Annotated in this window: 22 protein-coding genes; 8 read left to right on the forward strand and 14 right to left on the reverse strand. The window is 56.7% G+C overall.

The genetic code is table 11. The annotated features are described in order from the left end of the window. Positions 1-9 precede the first annotated feature (9 nt). The gene (locus N6V40_RS03505; RefSeq protein ID WP_131089521.1) at positions 10-846 is read left to right on the forward strand and encodes a bifunctional allantoicase/(S)-ureidoglycine aminohydrolase; all 837 of its coding nucleotides are present in this window, start codon (positions 10-12) and stop codon (positions 844-846) included. 67 nt (positions 847-913) lie between these two features. Here the strand turns inward: N6V40_RS03505 and N6V40_RS03510 are convergent, their stop codons facing one another. From N6V40_RS03510 to N6V40_RS03520, 3 genes are all read right to left on the reverse strand, one after another. Further along, entirely contained in the window at positions 914-1,855 is a 942-nt protein-coding gene (locus N6V40_RS03510) for an Abi family protein (RefSeq protein WP_262199029.1), read from the reverse strand. A 271-nt stretch (positions 1,856-2,126) separates the two neighbouring features. After that, positions 2,127-3,164 (reverse strand): CobW family GTP-binding protein, encoded by a 1,038-nt coding sequence (locus tag N6V40_RS03515; RefSeq protein WP_262199031.1) that lies wholly within the window; start codon positions 3,162-3,164, stop codon positions 2,127-2,129. A gap of 36 nt (positions 3,165-3,200) precedes the next feature. Continuing rightward, positions 3,201-3,899 carry a maleylpyruvate isomerase family mycothiol-dependent enzyme gene (locus N6V40_RS03520; protein ID WP_262199033.1) on the reverse strand — a complete coding sequence of 233 codons (699 nt, stop codon included), beginning with the start codon at positions 3,897-3,899 and terminating at the stop codon, positions 3,201-3,203. Between the two features lie 129 nt (positions 3,900-4,028). Here N6V40_RS03520 and N6V40_RS03525 point away from each other — a divergent pair, with 129 nt between their 5' ends. Beyond that, entirely contained in the window at positions 4,029-5,792 is a 1,764-nt protein-coding gene (locus N6V40_RS03525; protein WP_262199035.1) for a plasmid pRiA4b ORF-3 family protein, read from the forward strand. Between the two features lie 10 nt (positions 5,793-5,802). Here the strand turns inward: N6V40_RS03525 and N6V40_RS03530 are convergent, their stop codons facing one another. From N6V40_RS03530 to N6V40_RS03545, 4 genes are all read right to left on the reverse strand, one after another. Continuing rightward, the gene (locus tag N6V40_RS03530) at positions 5,803-7,128 is read right to left on the reverse strand and encodes an LCP family protein (protein WP_262199036.1); all 1,326 of its coding nucleotides are present in this window, start codon (positions 7,126-7,128) and stop codon (positions 5,803-5,805) included. 161 nt (positions 7,129-7,289) lie between these two features. Further along, positions 7,290-8,177, reverse strand: coding sequence for a LysR family transcriptional regulator (locus N6V40_RS03535; RefSeq protein ID WP_131089517.1), 888 nt, complete (start codon positions 8,175-8,177; stop codon positions 7,290-7,292). Positions 8,178-8,293: 116 nt separating this feature from the next. Next, on the reverse strand, positions 8,294-8,452 hold the full coding sequence (locus tag N6V40_RS03540) for a hypothetical protein (RefSeq protein ID WP_165477320.1): 159 nt from the start codon (positions 8,450-8,452) through the stop codon (positions 8,294-8,296). Positions 8,453-8,551: 99 nt separating this feature from the next. Further along, the gene (locus N6V40_RS03545) at positions 8,552-9,574 is read right to left on the reverse strand and encodes a LacI family DNA-binding transcriptional regulator (RefSeq protein WP_131089516.1); all 1,023 of its coding nucleotides are present in this window, start codon (positions 9,572-9,574) and stop codon (positions 8,552-8,554) included. 248 nt (positions 9,575-9,822) lie between these two features. On the opposite strand from N6V40_RS03545, the gene N6V40_RS03550 reads away from it, so the two are divergent. Genes N6V40_RS03550 through N6V40_RS03570 form a run of 5 tightly spaced genes read left to right on the forward strand, consistent with a single transcriptional unit; the run spans position 9,823 to position 16,275 of the window. Beyond that, a complete protein-coding gene (locus N6V40_RS03550; RefSeq protein WP_131089515.1) occupies positions 9,823-10,170 on the forward strand; it encodes an L-rhamnose mutarotase in 348 nt (115 codons plus the stop codon). A 27-nt stretch (positions 10,171-10,197) separates the two neighbouring features. Then, positions 10,198-11,370: an L-rhamnose isomerase gene (gene rhaI / locus N6V40_RS03555; protein ID WP_131089514.1), complete on the forward strand. Its 1,173-nt coding sequence runs from the start codon at positions 10,198-10,200 to the stop codon at positions 11,368-11,370. Beyond that, positions 11,371-12,678 carry an MFS transporter gene (locus N6V40_RS03560; RefSeq protein ID WP_262199038.1) on the forward strand — a complete coding sequence of 436 codons (1,308 nt, stop codon included), beginning with the start codon at positions 11,371-11,373 and terminating at the stop codon, positions 12,676-12,678. A gap of 58 nt (positions 12,679-12,736) precedes the next feature. Further along, entirely contained in the window at positions 12,737-14,794 is a 2,058-nt protein-coding gene (locus tag N6V40_RS03565; protein WP_262199039.1) for a bifunctional aldolase/short-chain dehydrogenase, read from the forward strand. After that, on the forward strand, positions 14,791-16,275 hold the full coding sequence (locus N6V40_RS03570) for a rhamnulokinase (RefSeq protein ID WP_262199040.1): 1,485 nt from the start codon (positions 14,791-14,793) through the stop codon (positions 16,273-16,275). Before N6V40_RS03565 ends, N6V40_RS03570 begins: the two co-directional genes overlap by 4 nt. A gap of 65 nt (positions 16,276-16,340) precedes the next feature. Here the strand turns inward: N6V40_RS03570 and N6V40_RS03575 are convergent, their stop codons facing one another. The 4 genes from N6V40_RS03575 to N6V40_RS03590 form a co-directional block, all read right to left on the reverse strand. After that, the gene (locus tag N6V40_RS03575) at positions 16,341-16,991 is read right to left on the reverse strand and encodes a class I SAM-dependent methyltransferase (protein WP_262199041.1); all 651 of its coding nucleotides are present in this window, start codon (positions 16,989-16,991) and stop codon (positions 16,341-16,343) included. A gap of 103 nt (positions 16,992-17,094) precedes the next feature. Next, a complete protein-coding gene (locus N6V40_RS03580; RefSeq protein ID WP_262199042.1) occupies positions 17,095-18,822 on the reverse strand; it encodes a cytochrome b/b6 domain-containing protein in 1,728 nt (575 codons plus the stop codon). Between the two features lie 2 nt (positions 18,823-18,824). After that, entirely contained in the window at positions 18,825-19,808 is a 984-nt protein-coding gene (locus tag N6V40_RS03585; protein ID WP_262199044.1) for an electron transfer flavoprotein subunit alpha/FixB family protein, read from the reverse strand. A 13-nt stretch (positions 19,809-19,821) separates the two neighbouring features. Then, positions 19,822-20,598: an electron transfer flavoprotein subunit beta/FixA family protein gene (locus N6V40_RS03590; protein ID WP_262199045.1), complete on the reverse strand. Its 777-nt coding sequence runs from the start codon at positions 20,596-20,598 to the stop codon at positions 19,822-19,824. A gap of 166 nt (positions 20,599-20,764) precedes the next feature. Between N6V40_RS03590 and N6V40_RS03595 the strand changes: the two genes are divergently transcribed. Next, on the forward strand, positions 20,765-21,874 hold the full coding sequence (locus tag N6V40_RS03595) for a hypothetical protein (protein WP_131089507.1): 1,110 nt from the start codon (positions 20,765-20,767) through the stop codon (positions 21,872-21,874). Positions 21,875-21,935: 61 nt separating this feature from the next. Here N6V40_RS03595 and N6V40_RS03600 read toward each other — a convergent pair whose 3' ends face one another. The 3 genes from N6V40_RS03600 to N6V40_RS03610 all read right to left on the reverse strand — a co-directional run bounded on the left by N6V40_RS03600 (position 21,936) and on the right by N6V40_RS03610 (position 25,667). Then, on the reverse strand, positions 21,936-22,319 hold the full coding sequence (locus tag N6V40_RS03600) for a DUF1801 domain-containing protein (protein ID WP_262199046.1): 384 nt from the start codon (positions 22,317-22,319) through the stop codon (positions 21,936-21,938). Then, positions 22,282-23,706 carry an MFS transporter gene (locus N6V40_RS03605; protein ID WP_131089505.1) on the reverse strand — a complete coding sequence of 475 codons (1,425 nt, stop codon included), beginning with the start codon at positions 23,704-23,706 and terminating at the stop codon, positions 22,282-22,284. The genes N6V40_RS03600 and N6V40_RS03605 overlap by 38 nt, the downstream gene beginning before the upstream one ends. A 374-nt stretch (positions 23,707-24,080) precedes the next feature. Beyond that, a complete protein-coding gene (locus tag N6V40_RS03610; RefSeq protein WP_131089504.1) occupies positions 24,081-25,667 on the reverse strand; it encodes an HNH endonuclease in 1,587 nt (528 codons plus the stop codon). Positions 25,668-25,754 lie beyond the last annotated feature (87 nt).

Genomic DNA, 25,754 nt, shown 5'->3' on the forward strand with positions numbered 1-25,754 from the left:
GATCACATCATGACTGTTCCAGCTGTTCAGAACTCATCGTCCTATTTCGCGAACTTCGGCGGTCACCCGCCACAAAGCGATCTGCTCACCGACCGCGCCATTGTTACCGAGGCCTACACTGTTATCCCCAAGGGCGTGCTGCGCGACATCGTCACTAGCGTTTTCCCCGAGTGGACCAATACTCGCGCTTGGGTATTAAACCGTCCGGTGGCTGGCGGAGCGACGACGTTCGCTCAGTCCATTGTGGAGGTCTCTCCCGGCGGTGGTGCCAGCAAGCCAGAACCTCAGGCCGAGGTCCAGGGGTTCATCTTTGTGCTCACCGGTGCGCTGACCTTGGTTATTGAGGGCACGGAACACGTGTTGGTAGACGGCGGTTACGCCTACCTGCCAGCTGGTAGCACCTGGTCCGCACGGAACGATGGCGCAGAACTCACCAGCTTCCACTGGCTGCGCAAGCGTTATGAACCATTGGCCGGCGTGGATGCCCCAGCTGCGGTAGTTGGCAACGAACGCGACGTTGAACCCGGCGAAATGCCGGGTACCGACGGCAAATGGCGCACCACTCGCATGCTGGATCCTAACGATGTGGCCTTCGACTTTGGCGTGAACATCGTGACCTTTGAACCCGGTGCTTCCATCCCGTTCGCCGAAACTCACGTGATGGAGCACGGCCTGTACGTACTGGAAGGTAAGGGCGTTTATCGCCTCAACGGTGACTGGGTTGAGGTTGAAGCCGGAGACTACATGTCTCTACGCGCCTTCTGCCCACAGGCTTGTTATGCCGGTGGACCGGATAACTTCCGTTACCTGCTCTACAAGGACCAGAACCGTCAGATCGCGTTGTAAGCAGTAATCGAGCGCAGCTGCCGGGCTAATGCTTGGCAGCTGCGCGAACCGAGCCTTGGGCGACGACCTAAATGTTAGGGAAGTGATCCCGCCAGTTGGCAGGGAACCCAAGCTGATTCCAAGAAACTCCGTCGAGGGGCTGAAAGCTGTCCTCTAGGAGATTTACTAGCTGGCTAGACCAAGTCGTTCCTGGAGACGTGACTGATAGCAGTTGTGTGAGAACCCGCGATGTTCCAAAAATTTTATCTTGCTGACCGCGCAGTTCTTCTAACCCAGGAACCATATTTAGTCGTTTTACGGAGACAGGTTCAAAGGTCCTATTCCAAAGCCGCGAATGATGAGCGGCAGTATTTCTGACAATAGTTAGATGCCTGAGCCAGTTCATGAAGGCCGGACCAAACTTTGCCTCAGGGTGACGTTCAGGAGGCACCCATCCGAACCAGCTCGCTACTTTTTCTCGATCAGTATCCATCAGGTTCGCGTATAGTCGCGAAACATCCCCAAAATCCAAGAATTCCATTGCTACCCAAATCGGGTAGCGGCCGTCGTAGGAATCGCGATGGTGAAGCGCTACAGGATCCTTTGCTGCTAGAGCCCGGCTTATCCTGCGGTCAACGATGTCGATCATTTCGTGATGGAGCTGTGGACTGCGGAAGTGCTGTGGATTGGCGAGGGCGTTCACATCACGTTCGCCCAGTACATCTGCTATGCGGGATCGACAGGCAACTTCGACACGTTCTAGACCACTGAGAAGATGGGCTTTGAGTTTTCGATCAAACTCGTAGAGTTCGGCTACGTTTTTCATTGACGCTCCAGTTACAAAGGTGGAGCTTCTGGTGCCGTCATCCTGAACTACGCGAAATGGGTGCCAATAACCACTCAAGCGGTAGTAGCCGACAAAACGAAGCCAATGCTCTGACTGGTCCCATTCAACATCCAGCCCTCGGCCTCTTAGCTGATCAATCTGTTCTGAAATGGACGACCAGTTTTTAAGTTCCTTGAAAGTCACGGCACGACCTTGCCAGCGAGATAAAGATCGACCCCGATGCCAACTAAAAGTTGGGACCGGGGTCAACAGAATTATTACCAGCTTAGCAGATCCATTGGGACACAGGTAGACGTGCGACGACTGCTCTAATCGGTTTTTATTGGTGAAGTTTTGGCCCAACAATTACGGGGCTGTCAATTAACAATTACAAACGACCGCCTCGGATCCCTGTAAATACTGGGATATTGAAGCGGCGCAGAATCTCATTACTTACAAACCGCGGTCCAGCTACTTACAAATCCTGATCTTGCGCAGCCCCTGTGCTCAGGATCAATCGACGCTCCAACCGGGTTAGATTCTGCGAGGTCGGCTCAACGCTTGCCGGGGCCAAAGCGGCGCGCAGCGCATCTCCAACCAACTGCTCATCAAGATGCATACCAACTGCCACCAGTGCGTCATCGGCGGAATCGCTGTGCGCGGTTGCCGGTGCAAAATGTAGCTGGCTGCCAACCATATTAACTAGGTAGCGCTGCATACCGGTGCCGGTGCGCACCTTAATGTGGCCCTTGAGTCGATAGGCATTCGCCGGGGGATTCTCCAGCAAGTCCAGTACCGCGCCCGGATCTGCGGCTTCACCACAAGGCACAGTGACCGCGTGGGCATGCGGGGCATGAACGTGATCATGTTCAGCTCGCGAGGCGGCAGCCAATGGAAGTTCGTCCACTGGATCCTCGTTCAGCGCGATATCAAAGACTAGTTCGGGATCAATTGCCGCATGATTGGCCGGCACGATGGTTACCTGCGGGTTGGCTTCCCGGACCCTATTGCTGATCCGTTTGAAGGTCTCCTCACGGGAGTCTTCCGGGATCATGTCCAGCTTGTTGACCACCACGAGGCTGGCCGCGGTGAAGCGGGCAGGAGCCATAGCGGCGGTGTCCACCGTGTGTTCATGCTGCACCGCATCAATGACATCAATAATGCCGCCCGGGCGTACCCCGGGAGCATTGCCGTAACGCAACAAGCGATCCACGTTGATCGGGTCGGCAGCACCGCTGGCCTCAACGATGATTGCGTCCAACCTAAGCTTGGGCGCAGCCAACTTTTCCAGCAGTTCATCGAGGCCACCGCTATCGGGCAAGCAACAGACGCAGCCTCCGGCGATTGATTCGGCGGCATCAATCTGCCCGGTGATCAGCCCGGTATCCACGTTGATCTTGCCGATATCGTTGATGATCACGCCAACGCGAGTACCGGGCCGGGTGAGCAAGCCATTGAGCAGACTGGTCTTGCCCGCGCCGAGGTATCCGGTGAGCACAATAACGGGGATCACTGCTGGTTCTTTCTTCTTAGATTGATGACCGAATTTCTACCAAGTAGGCAGTTGGGGGATCGGTCCGTCAGCCTTAATGTCGCGGGCATTTCCACGGGCCAACCAGTCAACTAAGGCTGCACGGTCAGCACGTACGGTCAACGAGCCATCACCGATCACCCACTGGTCACCTTCTTCGCTGAGCAGTGTCATACCCGGAGCATTCTTGAACCGCATGGTGCGCACGGCGGCTTCCACCGAGTCTTCAAGGGAGTCCGGTTCGGCTTGCGCAATGGTCCACGCGGTATCAAGATCATGATGGTGGATGACAATTTCACAAATCCGCAGGGCAACCAGCGCGGTGGCAGGGATGACCTTGCCGTGCAAGTCCACTTCCTGGATAGCTAGCTCGCCGCTAAGGCGTTCGGACTGCTGGGCAAAATAGGTAGCGGATTCATCAAAAGCCGCCAATAGTTCTTCGCGTGGCAACGCGGCCAGCTGGTCAATCTCTGCATTGCGGGCTTCTTGAGAAGCGTAAAGCTGTTGTGGTTCGCCGCTGGTGACCCAATCGATGAGCTTAACCAGGGTGCGACCATTGGAGGCGAGGTGCGCGATGACCTGTGCTCGACTCCATCCTTCACAAAGGGATGCGGCGGCTAGTTCTTCAGCGGATAAGCTCTGCACGGTGGAGGACATCGTCGCGGTTTCGCGACCCAGGCGGGACAGATCTGAATGCAAGGTGGCAATATCAATCATGATTTCACCCTACCAACGGCCCGGCGCAGTCGGGCACGCGTGAAGTCCAGGCAGCTCAAATGTTGGCTATCTGCTAGGGGTGACACGTAGCCTTGAAAATAAGCAAAGCAACGATGGGATAACAGCTCAGTGGCCAAGAAAAAGAAGAAGCAGAAGCCCAAGCAAGGGCACCCGGCGCGACTGCAAGGAGATGTCGTCTCCATTGAGCGCGCAAAGGTTAAGCGCGGATTAGATGCGCTGGCCGTTCAGTTCACCCGGTGGCTTGAAGCGCGACATGGGGATAACGAACTGGCGCCTATGGTTCTGGCCGTCGTGACCGAAACTTTGAGCTCCTACGCTGAGGCGATTGAACTTCGCAGCGTCACCGACTTTGAACCGCCACAGCTATTCACCGTGTTGACTGCGACCATCGAATTTGAAGAGGCCGAAGACCCGGATGATGACTCCGGAGAATTGCGCGATCTAGTCTTCACCGCGTGGACCGTCTACTTGGACTTCTTGCTCGACAGTGACCTGTGGGCTGGAGATCCAGCCAGCCTCGAGTGGTTGCTGGCAGCCATCGATGCCGATGACCCCTTCGACGATGAAGATGCAAAAAAGCCGTTGGATGTTCCGGAAACTGCAGAGGCTGCAGTGGCTGAAATTGCCCAAATGTCGGTCTCCAAAATGGGTCGGGAGCTTCTTACTTGGGCCACCACCAGCGGTCACGAATATTGGGCTGCGGGTCCGGGCCCTGAATACGTTTCTCAAGCCGCTCATGCGGTACGCGGGCTGTTCCCGAAGGACCTAGACTCAACAAGTCGTCACTACGTTGTTGCGGTGGTGCTTTCTGCCCTCGAAATCGCCGAGGCACTGGACACCAAAACGGCTGCGCTGCCGGAACTGGGCTCAACCTCGCGCGACCTCATAGCTCCGGACGAGGCGACCGCCTTCGAAAGCAATTACACCTACCTCAAGGCCATCCTTGATTTGCTTCTGGAACAGCCGAAACAAGAAGACGAGGAATCTCTTGAATCCTGGGGTCTATCGAACCTCTGGCTGCTCGAAGCCATTGACGCAGAAGCACATTCGGTTGCTGCTGCCCGTGACGAGATGTTCTCGGAAGCTGCTTGGGCCGGTGCACATCAGCGCATGGAACTGCTTCGTGCTCTTGGCTTGGTGAGCGAAGGAAGCACCTACGACATTCCGGGAATTGTTCGCCTCGCACTGACCGATCTGGATAACGAAGAGCCGGAAGAAGAACCTGCAAGCCAAGCGGTGGCTGATCCCTTTGGATTCTCGCTTGATGATGAGCAAGAGCCTAAGCGAGAAAAGCGGACTGAACCGTACACCGGGAAAGTGCTGCAGCTTAAGCTCTCTCTGCGCGATGTAAAACCACCGATCTGGCGTCGCGTGCTGGTTCCAGCTGACTTGAACCTCGGGGACCTACACGACATCATCCAGATCAGCTTCGACTGGTCCGACTCTCACCTGCACCAGTTCTACGGGCAGAACCATAAGATCAGCTATGGACCGCAGAACTCCTATATGGAAAGTGACCACGACGAGTCGACGGTACTACTCTCCAAGCTCTTCAAAAAGCCTAAAGACCGCCTAAGCTACACCTATGACTTTGGTGATGATTGGCGGATCGGCATTGAAGTGGAGGACGTGCTTAAGTCCGATGATGGTCAGTTGCCTCGGTGTATCGGCGGGCGCCGAATGGGTCCGTTGGAAGACAGCGGTGGACCAGGGAACTGGTCCGAAATGGTTCAAGGGCCAAAAAATGATGCGCCTTTGACCATGATGCAAGACGTGATTCCCGAAGATGCGGCACTGCAGCCGGGTGAAGATTTTGACCCTGCCGTATTTAGCATCGAGGAAATCAACGAGAATCTGGATCTGGAGTTCTAAGCAGAAACCATTAACCGCAAAGGCTCTGGCTAGCCTTGCGATTAGTGGTTTTCACCGGTGACTTTTCCGGTTGAGTCAAGCTTTGATAGTTCTGGCCGAGGTTTAACTGAACCCCATTAACGTCAGCAGTAGTTGGCTTGATGCTTAGGTTTAGTGCCTTGGCCAGGGCTTTTGCTGTCTGTTGGGCCTCTTCGGTATCGGCAGTCAACAGTGTGGATTTGTCGGCCACTGCACTCGCGTTGGTCACCGAAGTCACGTTAAACCCCTGCTTTGCAGCCTTGGCGGAGTACTCGGCGGCAAGACCAGGAACCTGGGCGGCGTTGAAGATCTGCACCGGTGCATCGTGTGTGGTGTCTTGAGTTTCGGTGACTACCGGGGAATCCTCATTCAAACTCGCAAAGAGGCTCTGTGCGCCGGCGGAGGGAATCACCCGATTTTTGTTCTGTGGTGCTGGCTGCCAAGGCATGGTCATGAAGGTGATTTGATCCGTTGGCACCGATTGGGCCCGCACTGCCAATGAGGTCAGGTCAGCCAGGGAACTCAGTCCAGGGTCGACCGTCAACGAGGATGTTGCCGCATCCAAGAACGAGTACAACCGGTCCGGGTGGGCCAGTGTTTCCTTGCTGGTGGCCTGCTGAACGATTGCCGACATCACCATCTGTTGATGGCCAAGACGTGCGATATCGCTACCGTCGCCCACTGCGTGACGGGTGCGTGCCAAGGCCAGTGCATCGCTGCCATTGACCGTTTGTTCTCCGGCTGGCAGATCCAAGTTCGCTTTGGAATCTTTCATCGCTACCGGCAGGCAGACGTTGATTCCACCGAGGGCATCAACGATGGACATAAATCCCTCAAAGTTGATCTCAATAAAGTGATCCAAATGCACTGAGGTTAGAGATTCAACAGCGCTCACCGAGCAGGCGGGCCCATAGTTCAACGCAGAGTTCATCATCGCAAGTCCGCCAGCAAATTCTCCGGCACCCGTGTCTGCGCAGGCAGGCATGTCAACCAGGGTATCGCGTGGGATCTGCACTGCGTCGATGCGCTTATTGCCGGCGGCAATATGCACCAGAACCATCGAATCACTGCGTGCTCCTGAGGCCTGACCAAAACCTGAACTTTCCATCTGACGGGTATCGGATCCCAGTAGGAGAATGTTCAGATCCATACGCGAGTCTGTAGGTGCGGACTCGGAACCACGCATGGCTGCGGTGGAAATGTTGCCTTGGAGTTTGAACCAGAGTCCACCGGCTGCGACCACTAATGAAAGCACCAAGGCTGCGATGACCAGTAGCGTGATGCGCCGGTGGCGAAGTTGTATGCGAAACTTGGTCATCGGTTTCTCCTGGGCATCTTCAGCTGGATTAGATCAAATTCCAGCGGACCATAGAACTACCGGTGCGTTCCAATACCTTGTCCGAGCTCACCTATGCATTCAGGCTATAAAAGGCTGAGAATCCCTTACTTCATCGGGTGAACAGCTCGCGGAATGGAGGCTTACAGGAAACGAAGGAATTCGGTGAGCGCGGGGTTCTGGAAGGAGCCTCGACGATAGATCGCCCCGATGATGCGCCCGGCACCCTGTGGCAGAGCAAGTTGACGCCCACCGTAAACTTCGGCTGACTTAGCCATGATGCTTGGAACCATGGTGATGGCGCCGGTGGCAATGCTTAGCTGCACTAAAGCATCGCGCTGAGTGGTGGTGATGACCCTGGGCGGGGTGCATCCAAACCCGCGGTAGACCTCGTCGGTGATCTTTCGAATGGAGGTGCCCTGCGGCAGGCTGACAAGGGTGAGACTGTTCAGCAGCTGCGCATCAACCGCTACATTCTCCGGAAGGTCAGCTGAAACTATTGCGGTGAATTCTTGGTGGTGGAGCAACTGCGAGTGCATATCCGCAGGAACGCTGTGGCTGACTCCCAGAGCGAGGTCCGCGCTACCCAGTCGGACCACCTCGATGAGTTGCTCATGGTCTTCGGCGCTGAGGATCTCGATGTGGATTCCCGGATGCTGTTGATGAAATGGGCCGAGGAACTCAGGCAGGACACTGCCAATCAAGGAAGGCAGTCCGGCCACCTTGAGCGAACCGGTAGTCAACTCCCGAGTGGAAGCACCAAGTGCGTTGATGGAAGAGAGCTCATCGAGGATGCGCCGGCCGGCCGGGAGGATGCTTCGTCCAGTATCTGTCAGGTGCATGGTGCGCCCGGCTGCACGGAAAATTGGTACGCCCAAACTGTGTTCAAGCGCCTGGATTCGGCGCGAAAGTGAGGGTTGTGAAATTCCAAGAATGTCAGCCGCTGCGGTGAAGGATCCGTAGTCGACAACTGCGATAACAGCTGATATCTGAGCGAGCGAGATACTGCTGATATCCAGATTCTTGGTCATGGATTCAACGCTAACATGGGCGCTAAAGCGTGACTGGGCAGTGATTAGCCAGTGAACAAACGGCGGGATGCACTCGTTGAGTGCATCCCGCCGTTGAAAAAGTTTCTTAGTTTTGCTTAGCTCTCGGTACCGTCGATCGCCGCACCGGACGGCGTTGCGCCACCCTCGTCGGTCCAGTCTTGACCGACCTCGTCGTTCAGCGCAGGGTCGGAAACGGTATCTGGCAGTTCGGCTTCATTCTTGTTCAAGAAGGCGTCCGGATTATTTGCAGTCATAATTCCATCCCTTTCGTAGGCTGTAGTGCCAACCTAACAAGATTTGGGTGGTGAATGCATCCCGAGACCTAGTGTTTTCAGGGATTCATAAGCAAGTGATCAGCTTGCGTTATCTGCTCCCACAGTCGACTCACGAATCACCAGTTTGGGTGTGAAAACGAACTGTTCGCGAACTGCGTCCTCGCCCGCTTCGGCTTCACGCAATAGGACATCAACTGCGGTGCGACCAATTTCTTCGGCCGGCTGCCTCACTGTGGTGATCGGGACTACCGCTGATTCAGCAAAGGCAATGTTGTCATAGCCCACCAGCGCGATATCTTCCGGGACCGAGAGTGAACCGGACATCACCAGGGCCTGCAAAATCCCTAAGGCCAACAAGTCATTGGCGGCGAAGATACCGTCCGGACGCTGTTCTGGTTCCATGGCGAGAATGCGTTCGCCTACGGCTCGGCCTTCAAGGACAGTTAGCTGCGCAGTTGGCAGGTACTGCAGTACGGCGTCGGCGGTGCCGGCAATGATTGACTGCGCGCCTTCGAGGCGATGTTGGACCTGTTCGATGCTTTGTGGTCCGCCGACAAAAGCGATGCGCTTACGGCCCAGATCCACCAGGTGCTGTGCCGCGATGCGGCCACCTTCAACGTCATTAACTGAAACCGAGGAGAAGCTGCGGTCCCCACTTCCACGGTCTACCAAAACTACTGGGGTGCCGGAGTCGCGAATTTTCCATAGGCGACTCAGATCGCTATGCATGGGGGAGATGAGTACGCCGGCCACTCGTTGCTCTTCGAAGAGATCTAGTAGCTGGCCTTCGGTGGTTAGCGAGCTGTCGCTGGATCCCATCAATACGGTGTAGCCATTGTCTAGAGCTCGGCGTTGTGCGCCCTGGGTGACGTCCATGAAAAACGGGTTGCGCGCGTCAAGGACGACAAGTCCGAAATTTCGGCTGTGTCCGGCCCGCAGCTGTCGTGCCGCGTCGTTGCGGACGAAGCCAAGCTTCTCAATTGCTGCGGCAACCTTGTCGACGGTGCGTTCGGAAACGACCTGAGGGCGGTTGAGCACATTGGATACTGTGCCCACGGAAACTCCTGCTTCGGCGGCGACTTCCTTAACGCTGACGGCCACAGAGGATTCCTGTTCTTTTTGATGATGGTCTTCTTGCGAGTATATCCCGAGTAGCCCGTTTACAGGCTTACACAACCTTATTTTGAAAGGTTTCAAAAATATTTCATTGAGTGATCGATTCCGGCTTGATCTAACTCAGTGAAGTAGCTTACACTCAATAAATCGGGTGATTGAAACGATTCATTTTCATAAAAATGAGACTCACCCGAATCCACTTACAACGACGTTGGTAACCGAAGGGAAAACGAGTGCGAGTCTGCTTCCAGCTTCAAGTCGTCCCGAAGCTCATGGACCAGTACATCGAACGCCATCAACAGGTGTGGCCAGAGATGCTGACAGCCATCAAGGACGCGGGACGTCGCAACTACTCGCTCTTCCTTCGAGAAGACGGGCTGTTGATTGGTTATTACGAAACAGACGATGACCAGGCAGCCCAAGCAGCCTTAGACGCCGATCCGCGCACCGCGAAGTGGGAAGCGCAAATGTCAGAATTTTTTGTCAGTCTCGACGGCCGCGCAGACCAAGGGGCCCAACGGCTCACCGAAGTATTCAATTTGGAAGATCAACTGGCGCAATTTCCAGCAACCACGCACTAGTACAAAGCTTTAGAAATGGAGAGGTCAATGGGCACAACGTTGAGTCCCGAAAACCTGCAAACCCTGAACCGTCTAGCCATCGAAGTCCCTTCATGGGCCTATGGAAATTCCGGCACTCGCTTTAAGGTGTACTCCACCGCTGGCACTCCACGCGATCCTTTTGAGAAGATCGCCGACGCTGCCGAAGTTCATCGGCTGACCGGCCTAGCTCCATCGGTGGCATTGCACATTCCATGGGACAAAGTTGAGGACTTCGGTGAATTGCGTACCCATGCCGAAAACCTCGGCGTCCGCCTAGGAACCATCAACTCCAATACCTTCCAAGATGATGACTACAAGTTCGGTGCACTGACCCACGAGGATCCAAAGATCCGACGCAAGGCCATTGACCATCACCTTGAATGCATCGATGTCATGGACTCCACCGGTAGCCAAGACCTAAAGATCTGGCTTGCCGAAGGCTCCAACTATCCAGGACAAGCTGACATGCGCGGGCGCCAGGATCGGTTGTCCGACTCGCTGGCTGAAATTTACGCACGGCTACACGGCGAGCAACGACTGGTCTTGGAATACAAATTCTTCGAACCAGCTTTTTACCACACCGATGTCCCTGACTGGGGTACCTCCTATGCTCAGGTGGCTGCCCTAGGCGAGCGCGCCATGGTGTGTCTAGACACCGGACACCATGCCCCGGGCACCAACATCGAGTTCATCGTGATGCAGCTACTGCGTCTGGGCAAACTCGGCTCCTTCGACTTCAACTCGCGCTTCTACGCCGATGATGACTTGATCGTTGGCGCCGCAGATCCTTATCAGCTCTTCCGCATCATGGCTGAGGTGATTCGCGGCGGCGGGTTGGAAGAAACAAGCACCATTTCCTTCATGCTGGACCAGTGCCACAATGTGGAGAACAAAATCCAAGGCCAAATTCGCAGCGTACTCAACGTTCAGGAAATGACGGCTCGTGCCCTACTGATCGACCGCGTTGCGTTGACCGAAGCCCAGATCTCCGGAGATGTGCTGGTCGCCAACGAGATCTTCATGAACGCTTTTTACACCGACGTCCGCGCGCAGCTTGAAGCCTGGCGGGCCGAGCGTGGACTACCAACCGACCCGATGCAGGCCTTCCGCGAATCGGACTACCAAACACGTATAGAAGCCGAACGCACCGGCGGAGTACAAGCAGGATGGGGAGCCTAAATGGGTACCGTAGCAACGAAGCGCGGCATCTCCGGATGGAAAGCCACCATCGCGGTGGCGATGAGCAACTACATCGAAGCCGGCGCCATCATCGCGCTCGCCACCAGCCTGAGCTTGTGGCAGAACGCCTTCGGATTTGAAGACTCACTCGTTGGCGTGATCGCGGCAGTCTCGGCCAATGCCTTCGGCGCGGCCCTTGGCGCGATGATTGGTGGACCGCTCTGTGACCGCTTGGGTCGTAAGTTCATCTACACCTACGACCTGATGGTCTTTATGCTCGGCGCATTGCTGATCACTTTCACCTTCAACACCGCCCTGCTCGTCATCGGCGTAGTCCTCATGGGCATCGCGGTGGGCGCCGGTGTTCCGGCCTCCTGGACCTATATCGCCGAGGAAGCTCCGCAAGAATCTCGCGCCGCCCACGTGGGTACCGCGCAGTTGGCTTGGTCCTTTGGTCCGGCCGTTGGCTTCGCATTGGCGATCATGGTTGAACCGCTGGGAGTGGCCGGTTCGCGCCTGATCTTCTTCCATCTGTTTATTGTGGCCGCCGTGACCTGGTGGGTGCGCCGCGGACTGCCCGAATCTACACGGTGGAAAGAGCAACGGGCGCAGGAGCTGGCCAACGGTACCAAGGTATCCTTCTTCTCCGGCATCCGAGGCCTGCTGGCCGAACGCAAAAACTGGTCCGCCCTGTTCTTCCTGATCGGTGTGTATGGACTATGGAATACCGTGGCCGGTCAGGCCGGAATTTTCCAGCCGCGAGTCTACGCAGCTGCCGGCGTGGAATCAGCCACGCAGCAGAACCTGCTGCAGGTATTGGTTTGGGTGCTCACCGCTGCCGCCACGTACTTCGGCTTCATGAAATACGGGGATCTAGTATCTCGGCGGTGGTTGTACTTCACCGGCGCCTTGCTAGGCATTGCCGCCTGGGCAGTGCTGATCTTTGTACCGCCTGGCACCTTCTCACTGCTGTTTTACGCAGTGGCATGGGGCATCTCCGCTGGTATCGGAGCGCAGGCGTTCTACGGTTTGTGGACCGCTGAGCTCTTCGCCACCAAATACCGTGCCAGCGCCCAAGGTGTCCTTTTTATGCTGGCTCGCGTTTTGGTCGGTCTGCTGTCGCTGGTCTTCCCGGTGCTGCTGACCAACATAGGACTGGAGAAACTCGGCCTGCTGATCCTTGGACTGCTCGCTGCAGCCTTGCTAATTGGAACCATCTGGGCTCCCGAAACCCGCGGCAAGTCCCTCGAAGAAATTGAAGTATCTCGTTACGGCAAGCTAGTGGCACCCGACAAGATCGACGCCTAAGCACCAGACCGCCTGAGCACCACAACGCAGATCCCTGAGACGAACTACTGAGAGAATCATGACTCAAAGCATCACATCAACGAGCACCAGCGTAGCTGGGCAGCTCATCGAACGCTCCAACCGCCTAGGGCAAGACAAGAAAAACACCAACTACGCCGGTGGCAACACCTCAGCCAAGGGCAGCGCCATCGACCCGGTCACCGGCGAGAATCTTGAACTGCTCTGGGTCAAAGGCTCCGGCGGCGACTTGGGAACGCTCACCGAACAGGGACTATCCACCCTGCGCTTGGACCGTATGCGTTCACTGGTACAGGTCTACCCCGGGGTGGAACGTGAAGATGAAATGGTGGCCGCCTTCGATTACTGCCTGCACGGCAAGGGTGGCGCAGCGCCATCCATCGACACGGCCATGCATGGTCTGGTCAACGCCAATCACGTTGACCATCTGCACCCTGACTCTGGCATCGCCATCGCCACCGCCAAAGACGGCCGCGAACTGACCGCCAAGATCTTTGGCGACAAAGTGGCCTGGGTGGATTGGCGTCGTCCGGGCTTCCAGCTCGGACTAGACATTGCCCGAATCAAGGATGAAAACCCACAAGCGGTGGGCTGCATCCTTGGCGGTCACGGAATCACTGCTTGGGGAGACACCAGTGAGGAATCGGAGGCGAACTCACTGTGGATCATCGATACTGCCGCCGCGTACATTCAGCAGCACGGAGCACCCGAACCTTTTGGTGCGGTAGTTGCAGGTTTTGAAGCCTTGCCAGAATCTGAACGTCGTACCCGGGCCGCCGCATTGGCGCCAACCATTCGCGGTTTGGCCAGCACCGACAAGCCAATGGTCGGCCACTTCAGCGATGACGAGCGGGTATTGGCGTTCCTCTCACGCCAAAAGCTGGCACAGCTAGCTGCACTCGGCACCAGCTGCCCAGATCATTTCCTGCGCACCAAGATCAAGCCGATGGTTCTAGACCTGCCGGCATCGGCAAGCATTGAGGAGCAGCTGGAGCGGCTCAAAGAATTGCACGGGCAATACCGCGAGGACTACCAGCGCTACTACGAGAGCCACAAGGATGGAAACTCCCCGGCCATGCGCGGAGCGGACCCCTTGATTGTCCTGGTTCCCGGCGTGGGCATGTTCTCCTACGGAGCCAACAAGCAGACTGCACGAGTGGCCGGTGAGTTCTACCTGAACGCCATCAACGTGATGCGTGGCGCCGAAGCACTCTCTACCTACACCCCAATTTCTGACGCGGAGAAGTTCCGCATCGAATACTGGGCGTTGGAAGAAGCCAAACTGCAGCGTATGCCCAAGCCCAAGTCCCACGCTGGCCGTATTGCCTTGGTGACAGGTGCAGCTTCGGGCATTGGTAAAGCTGTGGCCAAGCGGCTGGCTGCTGAAGGTGCATGCGTGGTGATTGCCGATCTGGATCTGGCCAAGGCGCAGGACGCAGCCGCCGAACTGGGCAGCAGCGATGTTGCCGTGGGTGTAGCCGCCAACGTTGCGGATGCCGACGCCGTACAGGCCGCCATCAACGACGCAGTGCTGGCCTTTGGTGGGCTGGACTTGGTGGTCAACAACGCTGGGCTCTCGCTATCGAAGCCCCTGCTTGAAACCACGGAAGCAGACTGGGATCTTCAGCATGATGTGATGGCTAAAGGTTCGTTCTTGGTGTCCAAGGCTGCGGCTAAGGTGCTGATTGAGCAAAAGCTTGGCGGTGACATCATCTACATTTCCTCCAAGAATTCCGTATTTGCTGGCCCCAACAATATTGCTTATTCAGCCACCAAAGCTGACCAAGCTCACCAGGTTCGTTTGCTTGCTGTTGAGCTGGGCGAGCATGGAGTCAGGGTTAACGGCATCAACCCTGATGGTGTGGTGCGAGGTTCAGGAATCTTCTCCTCGGGTTGGGGCGCTCAGCGTGCTGCGACCTATGGTGTGGCCGAAGAAGACTTGGGCCAGTACTATGCAAACCGCACAATTTTGAAGCGAGAAGTTGTCCCTGAAAACATTGCTGACGCAGTATATGTACTGACCGGACCAGAATTAACCCGAACTACTGGGTTGCACATTCCAGTGGATTCTGGGGTTGCAGCAGCCTTCCTGCGATGAGTGAAAAGATTAAGCTCAAGCCGGTTGCGGCCATTGATTTAGGTGCAACTAGCGGCCGGGTCATGATTGGTGAACTGGTGGACGGGAAAGTTCAGCTGACCCTTTGCCACCGTTTTGCCAACGGGCCGGCGCCGTTAGACCAGCTTGAAGACGGCGCATCAGCCCAGGCTTTGGCCTGGGACATTGACGGGGTGTGGGCGCAGATTCGTATTGGCCTGAAAAAGGCCTTTGCGCTGCGTCCGGACATCGCCAGTATTGGCGTGGACTCTTGGGCCGTGGACTATGCACTGCTCAAAGAAGGTCAGCGTCTAGGCCAGGTGCGCCACTATCGGGACCCACGCAATGAGCAGGCAGTTCCTGATCTTGAATCTAAGTTCAGTCGCGCGGAACTATTTGAGCGCAACGGACTGCAGTACCTTCCGTTTAATACTGTGTATCAACTGCAGGCGGAACACAGCGATTCCCGGTTGGCTCAGGCGGATCAACTGCTGTTGGTACCCGACTACGTCAACTGGCTACTGACCGGCCATGCACGCTGCGAATGGACCAATGCCTCCACCACCGGGCTGTTTAACCAGCGAACGGAAAGCTGGGATGAGGATTTGGTGCAGCACCTCGGGGTTGGCGACTTGCTGGCTCCAATTATTCATCCGGGTCAGGAAGTGGGTTCATTGCTGCCCGAGTTGGCCCGCGAATTTGGGGTCTCAAACCCGGTATCGGTGGTGGCGGTTGCGTCGCATGACACCGCAAGTGCGGTGGCAGCGACCCCGCTGACCAGCGAAAAATCAGCCTACATCTCGTGTGGCACATGGGGTCTGGTCGGTGTAGAACTGGGCGAACCGGTGCTGAGCCAAGAGGCTCAAGAGGCGGGGTTCACCAATGAACTCGGTTTGGACGGGTCGGTACGGTTCCTCAAAAACGTTACCGGCACATTCTTGCTTAGTGAGTCGGTGAGCTATTGGAATCAGCAAGACAAGTTGGCCGCAGGGCCTGAAGTTCAGTTGAGTGGCCTCCTTACAGAGGCCGAAATCCTGCCCGCTGCTGGGGTGCTGATTGATCCGCAACATAAGATGTTTCTCGCTCCCGGGCAGATGCCGGTACGCATCAACGAGGCGATTGTGGCTGCCGGTGGTAGGGCGCCGGAATCTCGTGCGGAGTTGATCCGCGTGGTCATCGAGTCCCTCGCTGCCAGTTTTGCCCGCCAAGCGCGAGAAGCCGCACGCTTAGGTGGATTCGAGTTAGCAGACATCCACATTGTTGGCGGCGGATCTCAAGGCGAATTGTTGTGCCAGCGCACCGCTGATCACGCTCAGGTACCGGTGATCGCCGGGCCGGTTGAATGCACTGCCCTAGGCAATGTGATGGTGCAGCTGAACGTGATAACGCAAGGTACCAACAAGGCCGAAGACCTGCGTACGGTCGTTCGCCGTTCCGTAGATTTGCGTCACTATCAACCAGATAGTGCGCTCAAGCTGGTTTAGATCCGTGTGGGAATCTAAACCATCAGTGATCCTCCAGCCCCGCGGGCTGGAGGATCACTTCATGCTTATTTGTTTCGCTGAACAAACACCACGGAATCTTCCATAACCGCCGGTTCCCCGTTGGGTGCGGTGATGGTGCGTTCGCGAAGCTCAGCGGTGTGAATGCTCCACTGCACCGGGTCCAAGTCCAACGCCTCAAGTTCCTGCTCGGGGCTGGGGAAGATGGGCAGCTCATGCTCCGGAATCTGCGCGAAGGATGGCAAGGACGCATGCGATAAGGCCAGCAGGTGACCGCCGGGTGCAACAAAGCTTGCAGCCTTGCGCAAGAATTCAGCGCGAGGGAACTGGAATGGCGCCTGGAAGAAGCTCAAGGTCACTAGATCAAAGCTCTGCTTTGTATCCCACGCATCCAGATCCGAGGCCACAAACTGTGCTGCGCTGGGATCAATTCCATGCTTTTTCGCTTCCTCAACAGCGCGAGAGATCGCGGTCGGGGAGATGTCCAGCCCGGTGGCCTGCCAGCCATTGGACGCCAGCCACAAAACATCGCCGCCTTCTCCGCAGCCAATATCCAAGGAGGTTCCTGGGGTTAATGGAGCCACCAGATCTTCAATGACCTTATTAACCTTGCCGGACCATACTCGTTCCGATTGCCCGTAGTGCTTTTCCCAGAAGGTAACGCCTTCAAGTTCTTCGGTATTGTGCTGGTGGCTCATTAGTGCCGTCCTGTTCTGATTCGTCAGTCTCTACTAACCGACCGTACCGGCAGGGGAGTGAAGCACGCGAGGTAATTTGCGTCAGCGGCAAGAATTGGCAAAGTTAGCGAGAACTGACCTTTCCGAAGAACCGTGCGATGGAGGCAAGGACCATCGGCCTGCAGGCAATCCATGCACCCATGATGACCAGCAAAGACAGTGCAAAGTAGAGCAATCCCGCCCAGTTGTCCGCGTACGCAGTGGGATCGGTCGAACCTTGCGCAGCGTACATATGGTTCAGATTGCGCAAAGCACCGGTGGAGAACACCAAGATCACATGGACAAGTATGAACAAGACAAAATAGAGCATGGTGGGGAAGTGCAGTGCACGTGCCCACTCGATAGGGTACCGCTTGCTCAGTGCTGGGTTTTTAGGCCAGAACGCACTCAACCGGAATCCGGTGATTGCAGCCAACGGTGCAGCGATGAATACGGTGACGAAGTAGGCCAGCTGCTGCAACGAGTTGTAGTTGACCCAACCATTTTCAGTTGGCCAATCCAAGCTCAGATACTGCAGGGCCGCAGAGAGTGCGTTCGGGAAAACTTCCCAAGACGTAGGGATGATTCTCATCCAATGTCCTGTTGCGAACAGCACGATGACAAAGACCAAACCGTTGATGATCCACAGCAAATCTAGGCTTTGATGCAACCACAAGTTGATGCTGACCTTAGGGCTGCGCTTGGATGACCAATAGGCTGGCGGCTTTTTCTGGTGTCGGACCAACATTCCTGAACGGATGATCAGCACCATCAGGAAGAAGTTGAAGAAGTGGTTCCATGCAAGCCATGCGGGAACGCCAACGGGAGCCGACTCAGGCAGGTGGTATTCGCCCGGGTAGCGATCGATGAACGCGGCAACTGCATCGATGCTGGCAATGCCGCGAGCCACCAGGACCACCGCGGTGGCCATGCCCAAGGCACAGAACGCACCGAGAATCGAAGCCAAAACCCATTGTTTGGTGGTCAATGGACCATGGCGTTTTGGCTCTGTTTTCGTTGGCGCTGGCGTTGCAGTTGTCGTTGGCTTTGAAGGCGCGGCAGCCGGTGCTTGCGCAGCTGGCTTTGCCGGCGCCTTGACTGGTTGTTCTGTTGGGCTTGGTGCTGGTGCGGTAGTTGCCGCAACAACTTCCGGCTGCGCTTGGGGTTCCAGAACCGGGGCCGCGGAGGTATCCACAACCTGTGCCGGTGGCGTAGCAATAGTCTTCGTCTCTTCAACCGGAGGCTGGATTGGAGCGGGCGACGCAGGAGACGACGGAGCAGAAGCGATGAAACTACTTGGTGGCCAAGCTTCACCGTCGGCTACCCGAGGCAGCCCTCGTCTGATTGTTGCGCTTTCCCCACCTGTTGCAATTGGGCTGGCAAGGGCAGTGGTACTCGCGGGTGCAACTTCTGCAGCAGCGGCGTCAGGCTCGACTTCAGCTTCAGCAGGTGCAGCAGAATCGGCTACCGGTGCCGCAACAACTGGCTCCGACCGAGCAGGCGCCGCGGCAGAGGTAGTAACCAGTGTTTGTGCCGGTGGCCAGGGTTGTCCATCAACGCTCCGGGGTAATCCTTGGCGTAGCGACCGGGCAGGTGTTGCCGACGCAGGAGCCACAGCAGAAATAACCGCAGGAGCAACGTCAGCAACAACCTCGGAAGGAACTTCCGGGGCCTGTGGCGCGACGTCGCTTTCAACCGCTACCGGCGGCGCAACGGGTTCGACTTGAGGCACTACCTCGGTAACCGGCGGCCACGGATCTCCACCGGCTACACGGGGCAAACCCTGGCGAAAGGTACTAGATGTTGGGCTCATGATTACTGCGCCTTGCGTGCTTCCAGCGCGGAGATCAACTGCGGAACAACTTTGAACACATCGCCAACAATGCCAAAGTCAGCAATTTCAAAGATTGGTGCATCGCTGTCTTTGTTGATCGCCACAATGGTTTTTGCCGTCTGCATGCCAGCCTTATGTTGGATGGCTCCGGAGATGCCGAGGGCAACGTAGAGCTGCGGTGCCACGGCCACACCGGTCTGACCCACCTGGGCTGCGTGCTCAATGTAGCCAGCATCAACGGCTGCGCGCGAGGCGCCCACGCCGGCGCCCAGCGCATCGGCCAGCTGGTAAACCAATTCAAACTGCTCGGCACTACCCAGACCTCGACCGCCGGAGACAACACGGGTGGCGGTACGCAGCTCGGGACGAGCGGAGTTGCTCGTAGCTTGTTGGATCTCGTGCACTTCGATTTCTGGGCTATGACTAGCGGTCAGCTCAAGGGCGGTAATGCTCGCTTCTTGGCTTGGCGCCCGAAGCTCGCTACTGCCCACCCGGAGGGTGATCACCGGGGCACCAAAGGTAGGCGCACTGAAAGTTGAATAGGCGCCACCATAAATTGAGTGGCTGGCCATGATGCCTTGCTCATCGCGTTGTACACCCAGCGCGTCCACGCTTACCGCTAGCTTGTTGCGTACCGCAAAACGGGCTGCGACCTCACGCGAGGTGAGCGTGTGGCCCAACAATACCGCTTGGGGGTGGACTAGGTCATAACCATTCTGCAAGGCGTCGGTCAGTGGAGCGCTGAGGATGGTGGAGTCGGTGCTGGCGGTCAGTACCGCTGCGGCACCACCTTGAGCTGCCTGAGTGGCGAATGACTGAAGGTTTTCCTCAGTTCCGGCCACTAGGGCAACCGTTGTACCAATACTGCTGGCAGCACCAAGTAGTTCGGCGTAGTTGCTGGCCAGCTCACCGTTGGGCGTGGTTTCGAGGAACACCAGAATGGAATCCGGGGCAAAAGTTGTCATGATTTTTCTCCGCTCACACCAGGTTGTTCTTGGCCAGGTACTCAACCAGCGCAGCCGCTGCCGCTCCGTCGTCATTCATGATCGTGCCAGCCTCACGCGGTGGTCGTTGCTCAACGGCAAGCATGATGGACCGAGCCGTATCCGTAGGTAGTGCTTCAACTCCAAGGTCCGTAAGCGTTAGCACCTCGATCGGCTTTTTCTTGGCGGCCATAATGCCTTTAAAGTTGGGGAATCTTGCATCGGGCAGCGCCTCGGTGATCGAAGCGATGGCCGGAAGCTTGGCGCTAATCTGCGCGGTGGCTCCCTGAAGCTCGCGGGTTCCGGTGATCTGGCCCTCGGCGATTGATATCGCGGACAGTGAGGTAGCCGCAGGCAGGTTGAGCAGTTCAGCGAGCATCACCGGCAGCATCCCGGCCGAACCATCGGTGGACATGTTCCCGGTGAGGATCAGATCGTAGTCTTCCCGGCGTAGCGCGGCAGCCAAGACCTGCGCGGTCAGAACCAGGTCCGCGCCAAGAAGTTGTTCGTCGCTGATCTGCACGGCGGCGGCCGCACCCATGGCCAGAGATTTGCGCACCGTGGCTTGAATGGACTCTGGACCCATGCTCAGCACGGTGATCTGAGTTGCCGGATCTGCATCCAACACCTTGAGCGCCACTTCCAAGGTGCGCTCGCCGATTTCATCAAGCACCGCCTCGGAGGCGGAACGTTGCGCCAGCCCGGTGTACATGTTCAGTTCCCGGTCCGCTCCGGTGTCCGGAACTTCCTTGATTAGAACGGCGATCTTCATTCGGATTCTCCCTCGTACCGCAAATGCTAGGACTTCCAAGTTTCTCTGTTGATCATCATGTCCGATTACCGCAGGCAGGTCAATGGTGGCGCGTGGGTTACCGCAAATCGTGGGTGCACCGTAGTCTTGAGACCGAGACCAGTATCGCTAACTCGAAGGATCACTCATGGGCAGCAAAAAGCGTCAAGGTAAGAAGAACTCCGGCGCAGGAAACCCTGCAAAATCCGCACCACGAGGACGTAGCGTTTACCGCATTCAGGTAGAGCAGTATCTGGAATCCTTGCGTGCGCCATACACCGCTTGGGTCACCACCGCGGTCCCGGCCTTCTCCCCAGAAGATGCCGCCACCGCCGCGTCCATCCAGCTCAACGTTGTTGGAGCAGTAGGCGGCGAATACGCGCAGCGCGCCAACAGTTCCAACCTGCACAACATCGACGTTGACCTCTTTGGCGAGACCCTGGCCGAGTACCTTGTATCCCTGGACGACGCAGTGGCGCCGGAGCCGATCTTCAGCGCCTGGCTGGATTACCTCAGCTTTGTTGAAGAGAACAAGCTCTGGGAGGGCGAATCCGAGGACTTCCAGGCTCTGCGCGAAATGCTCGAGGACACCCTTGATGGCTTTGCCGAAAGCGACGCGGAAATCTGCGAACTGCTGCGTGCCACCGAACTGTTTAAGCAGGTTAAAGCCTTCGCGCTGGCCCTGGGTGACGGGGTGGACATGAGTGATAGCAGCGAAGAGTCCACCGCGGCACGCACCCGCGTACTGCGCGCAGTTGGCGTGGACCCGGAATCCTTTGACAATGATGAGCCAGCACCGCTGGCCTTCACCTACGTTTGGGGCGCAGCTCGTCTGTCCGTCGTCACCTACGACGGCCCGGTCATGACCTTGGATGAAGAGTCCTACGACCTGGTGGTGGACGGTGCTGAAGCCGGCAGCGCTCAGCTGCTCTTCGAGATGGCCGTCGGCGCAGTCCAGGCCCACCTGAACCCCGCCTTCGACGTCACCCTGCGCGATGAGGCCCACTACCTGGTGCTGCGCAACCTGCTGGTTACCGCCTCTACCGGACGCGATGGCGACCTTGAAGGCCTGCGCCGCAATGTGGGACCGAAGATTTACGACGCGGTTCTGCCCGAAGCCCAGGCTGCCATGGAATCACTGGCTAACTATGGACTACTGACCAAGGATGGTGATAACTACAGCATCGACGAACGCCTGGTGCCAGTAATCTCCGCCGGTATTACCGAGGTGGAAACCTTCTTCGAAGAAGCCGAATAACACCGGTCGCCGTCCCCGCTTTAGCCCGCAGTTTGATCCGGGCGTGAAGCGGCGATGGCGATCAGTTTTTAAGCACCTCAAGGTCGATATCCTCTAGTTTGCGCACGTACACACACCCCATACCTTCGGTGTATTTACCCAGTTGTTCCAGGAGCGCGGCCCCTTCGGGCATATCTTTTAGCCCATAAATGGACAGCTGTGCCTTGCGTGGAGAGAACCCGGTTTTAGGCCAGAGGCCAGTATTTTTTGGGTTGGACGGCGAAACGTAGGTATAGGTTCCGTAACCAACAATGCTCGGCCCCCACATCACCGGAGTCTCGCCGGTGACCTCACTGAAAATTCGCTCCAGCTCTTCACCATCTACCCGACGCTTTGCTGGGGTGGCTGCCGCGATGAAATCGTGGACATCAACGTCGGTGGGAAGGGTCTTCTGGGTTGTTGCCAAGTTCTTGCTCCTGAAGTGTTGTGGGCTCCTCTGCTTGGAAAATTGTGGAGAGCTTGCGGTACTGCTTGGTGCCCATAGCTAAGAATGCCACCAAGATCATGATCAGCCCTCCGACAAGGAAGATCAAGGCAATGCCACGGGCCTGACCGTCGCCGAGCAACCACCCCAGTTGCGTAGTTCCCTCGTCGCTACGCATGTACGGGATGATCCAATACTGCGCCAGCGGTGCAATGAGGAATGCGGTAATCGGCGCGGCCGCGGCCTCCATCATCTGGGCAAAGCCGAAGACTCGACCCTGCCTGCGGAAAGTCACCACTTTTTGTATCACTGTTTGTTCCGAGGCTTCAACGGCTGGAATGAGCATCATGTACAGCCAGATTCCCACGATGTAGAGCCACGTCCATTCGCGAATCGTGAATGTTGCGCCCAGTAGACCCATCGCTGCTACCAGCCAGAGCATGGTGCGAATCGGGTTTTTGCCCAATCCGAATTTGGCAATCAACAAACCGCCAACAATGAACCCGGTGGAAGCTAATCCAAAGGTCAATCCCCACGACTGGACGGACATGATGGTCAACCCGTAGGGATCCATCAACGCCATGTATGTGCCACCGATGAAGTTGTTAAACATCGAGAAGATGATCAGCGCGAACAGTCCTGGGATGGCCATTACCGTGGTGAATCCGAGACGCAGATCGCTGGTTTTGGTGCGGCCTTCTTCCTTTTCAGGTTCCTCTTCCGGAATCGAAATCCCCACCAAGTGCAGCATGGTCAGCACCACCATCGCGATGGAAATGACCAACGTCCACCCCATCCCCAACCAGCCGATGGCAAGACCACTAAAAACGCTGGTGATGATAAACGCGATGCCCTGCACCGTGCCAACCAGACCATTGGCGTTGGCATGACGTTCTTGGGGTATTAGCAGCGTGACCGTTGTGGACAGAGCGATTCCACGCATCTGTTCAACGATGGCCCCAAAGAGGATCACCAGGCAAAAGAGCCAGAACTGCCATCCGCCGACATTCAGGATGTCCTTTGTAGGTAACCAAAGATAGATCAGTCCGGCCAAGCTGAACGTGACTGCGGTGATCATTGCCGAGAATACAAACACGGACTTCTTGCGGTGGTTGTCCACGATGGTGCCAAAAACCATGGAGAACACGGCAATCAGCAACATGAACGCACCGCCAATAATGCCGGTAGCCATCACGTTTTGAGTTTCGAGATAAACCCAGAAGGTCAGTGCAAACCACAGGAAGCTTGTGCTGAAGTTGGCGATCGCGGTGTTGATCAGAATATGCATAAAACTACGCTGACCATCGGCCGGCACCACGCGCGTCGCGTTGTCGGGCGGTGTCGAATTGTCAGTTTGCTCGTCACTCATGAGGTGACCTGCTCTAGTTGGTGCCAGTGGTTGTAGCAACAGGATACTCTGGCCGGTCAGGACAGCGATAGCTGTTTAATGTGGATCCTCTAGCTCTCGTTCACTGACGGAAAATTTCCGTCATGCCGGGCAACGAGAAAAGTCCGCAGTAAAGGGTGGGATGAAGTGGGGACGATACTGACGGAAAATTTACGTCATCCGTGCTCGGCGCACTCAATGGACTCAACGAGTGAAGGCGTTGGGCACAGCACAATTTGCAGCAAGCACCGTTTTCTTTCCTGATGCTGCTGCATTCTCGGGTCGTATGGGAGATCTGGGTCAATCGTGATGACGGAAAACTTCCGTCACTGCACACCCTCGATGGGGCTTGACGCCTAGGCCGCGTCCGGATGCTGTCCGGGCGGATCATTGTTGGGGTCGTCAATCGTGATTCTTACGTCGCCACCGCTAACCGTGGTGGGGTGGCCCAGCACGCGTAGCGTTGCCGGGGTCAAATGGACCTTGCGTTCGGGGCAGCGATCATTGGCGTGCTCAAAGTGCTGAACATTGTCTACGCTGCCGGGAACGACGAGGGAATTTAGGCCGTGCGGTGTGCGCCAGCACTTAGAACCGTCGGGGCGGTTGATGACCTTCCAGCCCAAAGCGTGCTTGAACATCTGGTGCTGCTTGCACAGTAATTCGGTGTTGGCACGGTTGGTGTGTCCGCCGGTTTCCCAGGCGTCGACGTGATCAACTTCGGAGTTATCTGCGGTGCGTCGGCATCCGGGGTAGCAGCAGTGCTGGTCGCGAGCGCGGAGGAATTCCTTGAGCACCCGAGTGGGCTTGTAGCGTTTGCGGCCAACATCCATCACGGCTCCGCTGAATGGATCGGTGAGCATCGGAATGATGGATGGAGCATCCTTGGCAATTTGTAATGCCGCACCCATCGGGATCGGCCCGTACCCTTCCAAGTCCGCCAGGGCACGGTCTGGATTGGCAATCATCTGCAGGGCAGGGATCGTGACGACTACCCGAGGCTTGAGCGGTGTGCCATTGGTGGTGGGCCATCCATTGATCAGCGCATCACAGAAGATGTCTGCTTCTAGCTGTGCTTGAGTGCGGGTGTCTTCGGGATCGTTATGCAAGGTGGCCTCGTACTTGAGCGTGTTCACTATGGACTTCACATTGACGCTTGGTGCCACGAGCTTCAACGCGGACATCCCATCCTGCAAATCCCAGCTACTTACCTTTCTAGCATCCGCGGCTTTCTTGTGGCGAGCGTCCGCGGACTCCGGGCGGACCTGATCATGGAAGCGACGGATGCGCTGCGTGATGGTCTCATCACTAGCGGTAGCCGCAATGGGCAACAGATTCTCCTGCATCAGGTTGATCTGTTCCTGCGTCAGGTCCTGCGAATACTTCACCATGGCCCGCGCTGCGGCCGCAGTGATCTGTCCAGCGGCCAAGGCCTGAAGGGTTTCTGGGCAAACGTGGCGCAGCCCTTTGGCCGTGAACATGCGTCCGCGAGCCTTTTCGGTTGTTTCTCGAAGCGCGATCGCAGCTTCAGCGACAAAGTTGGAGGTGATGACCTGGTCACTAGTTGGATCAACGCGGTAGTAGTTCGCGCAGAGCCGTTCGCGTCGTTCCTGCTCGGTTTCAAAGTGGGGTTTGGTGACGGTGTCCTCGGCGAAAGCTTGAGCAACCTGTTCCACACTGTCGGCCATGATCGCGGCGCTGACCGCGGAGAGCATGCTGTCCAGCTTCTGAACTTTCTCTAGTCGAGCCAGACCATCACCAGGGCCGTTGAGCGGACCGGCGTTGAAGAGCTCATCAACTAGTTCCTTCATTGGTCCGTAGAACATCTGGTGCTCTAGGTGGTCGGTGAAGAAGGAGTCTGACTGTGACTCGCTGCGTGTGGCAGGCGGGTCCAGCGGTAGGCGATGTTCATCATCGTCATCGGGTTCAAAATATGGATGTGTCATGCTTAAATTTTCCTGCTGCCCACCGACGGTTTGGACTGAATTTGCGCGGTTTTATGGCCTTGGGGCCGATGGTTATGGGATTGTTAG

Source organism: Glutamicibacter sp. M10, assembly GCF_025452055.1.
Taxonomy (GTDB): Bacteria; Actinomycetota; Actinomycetes; order Actinomycetales; family Micrococcaceae; genus Glutamicibacter.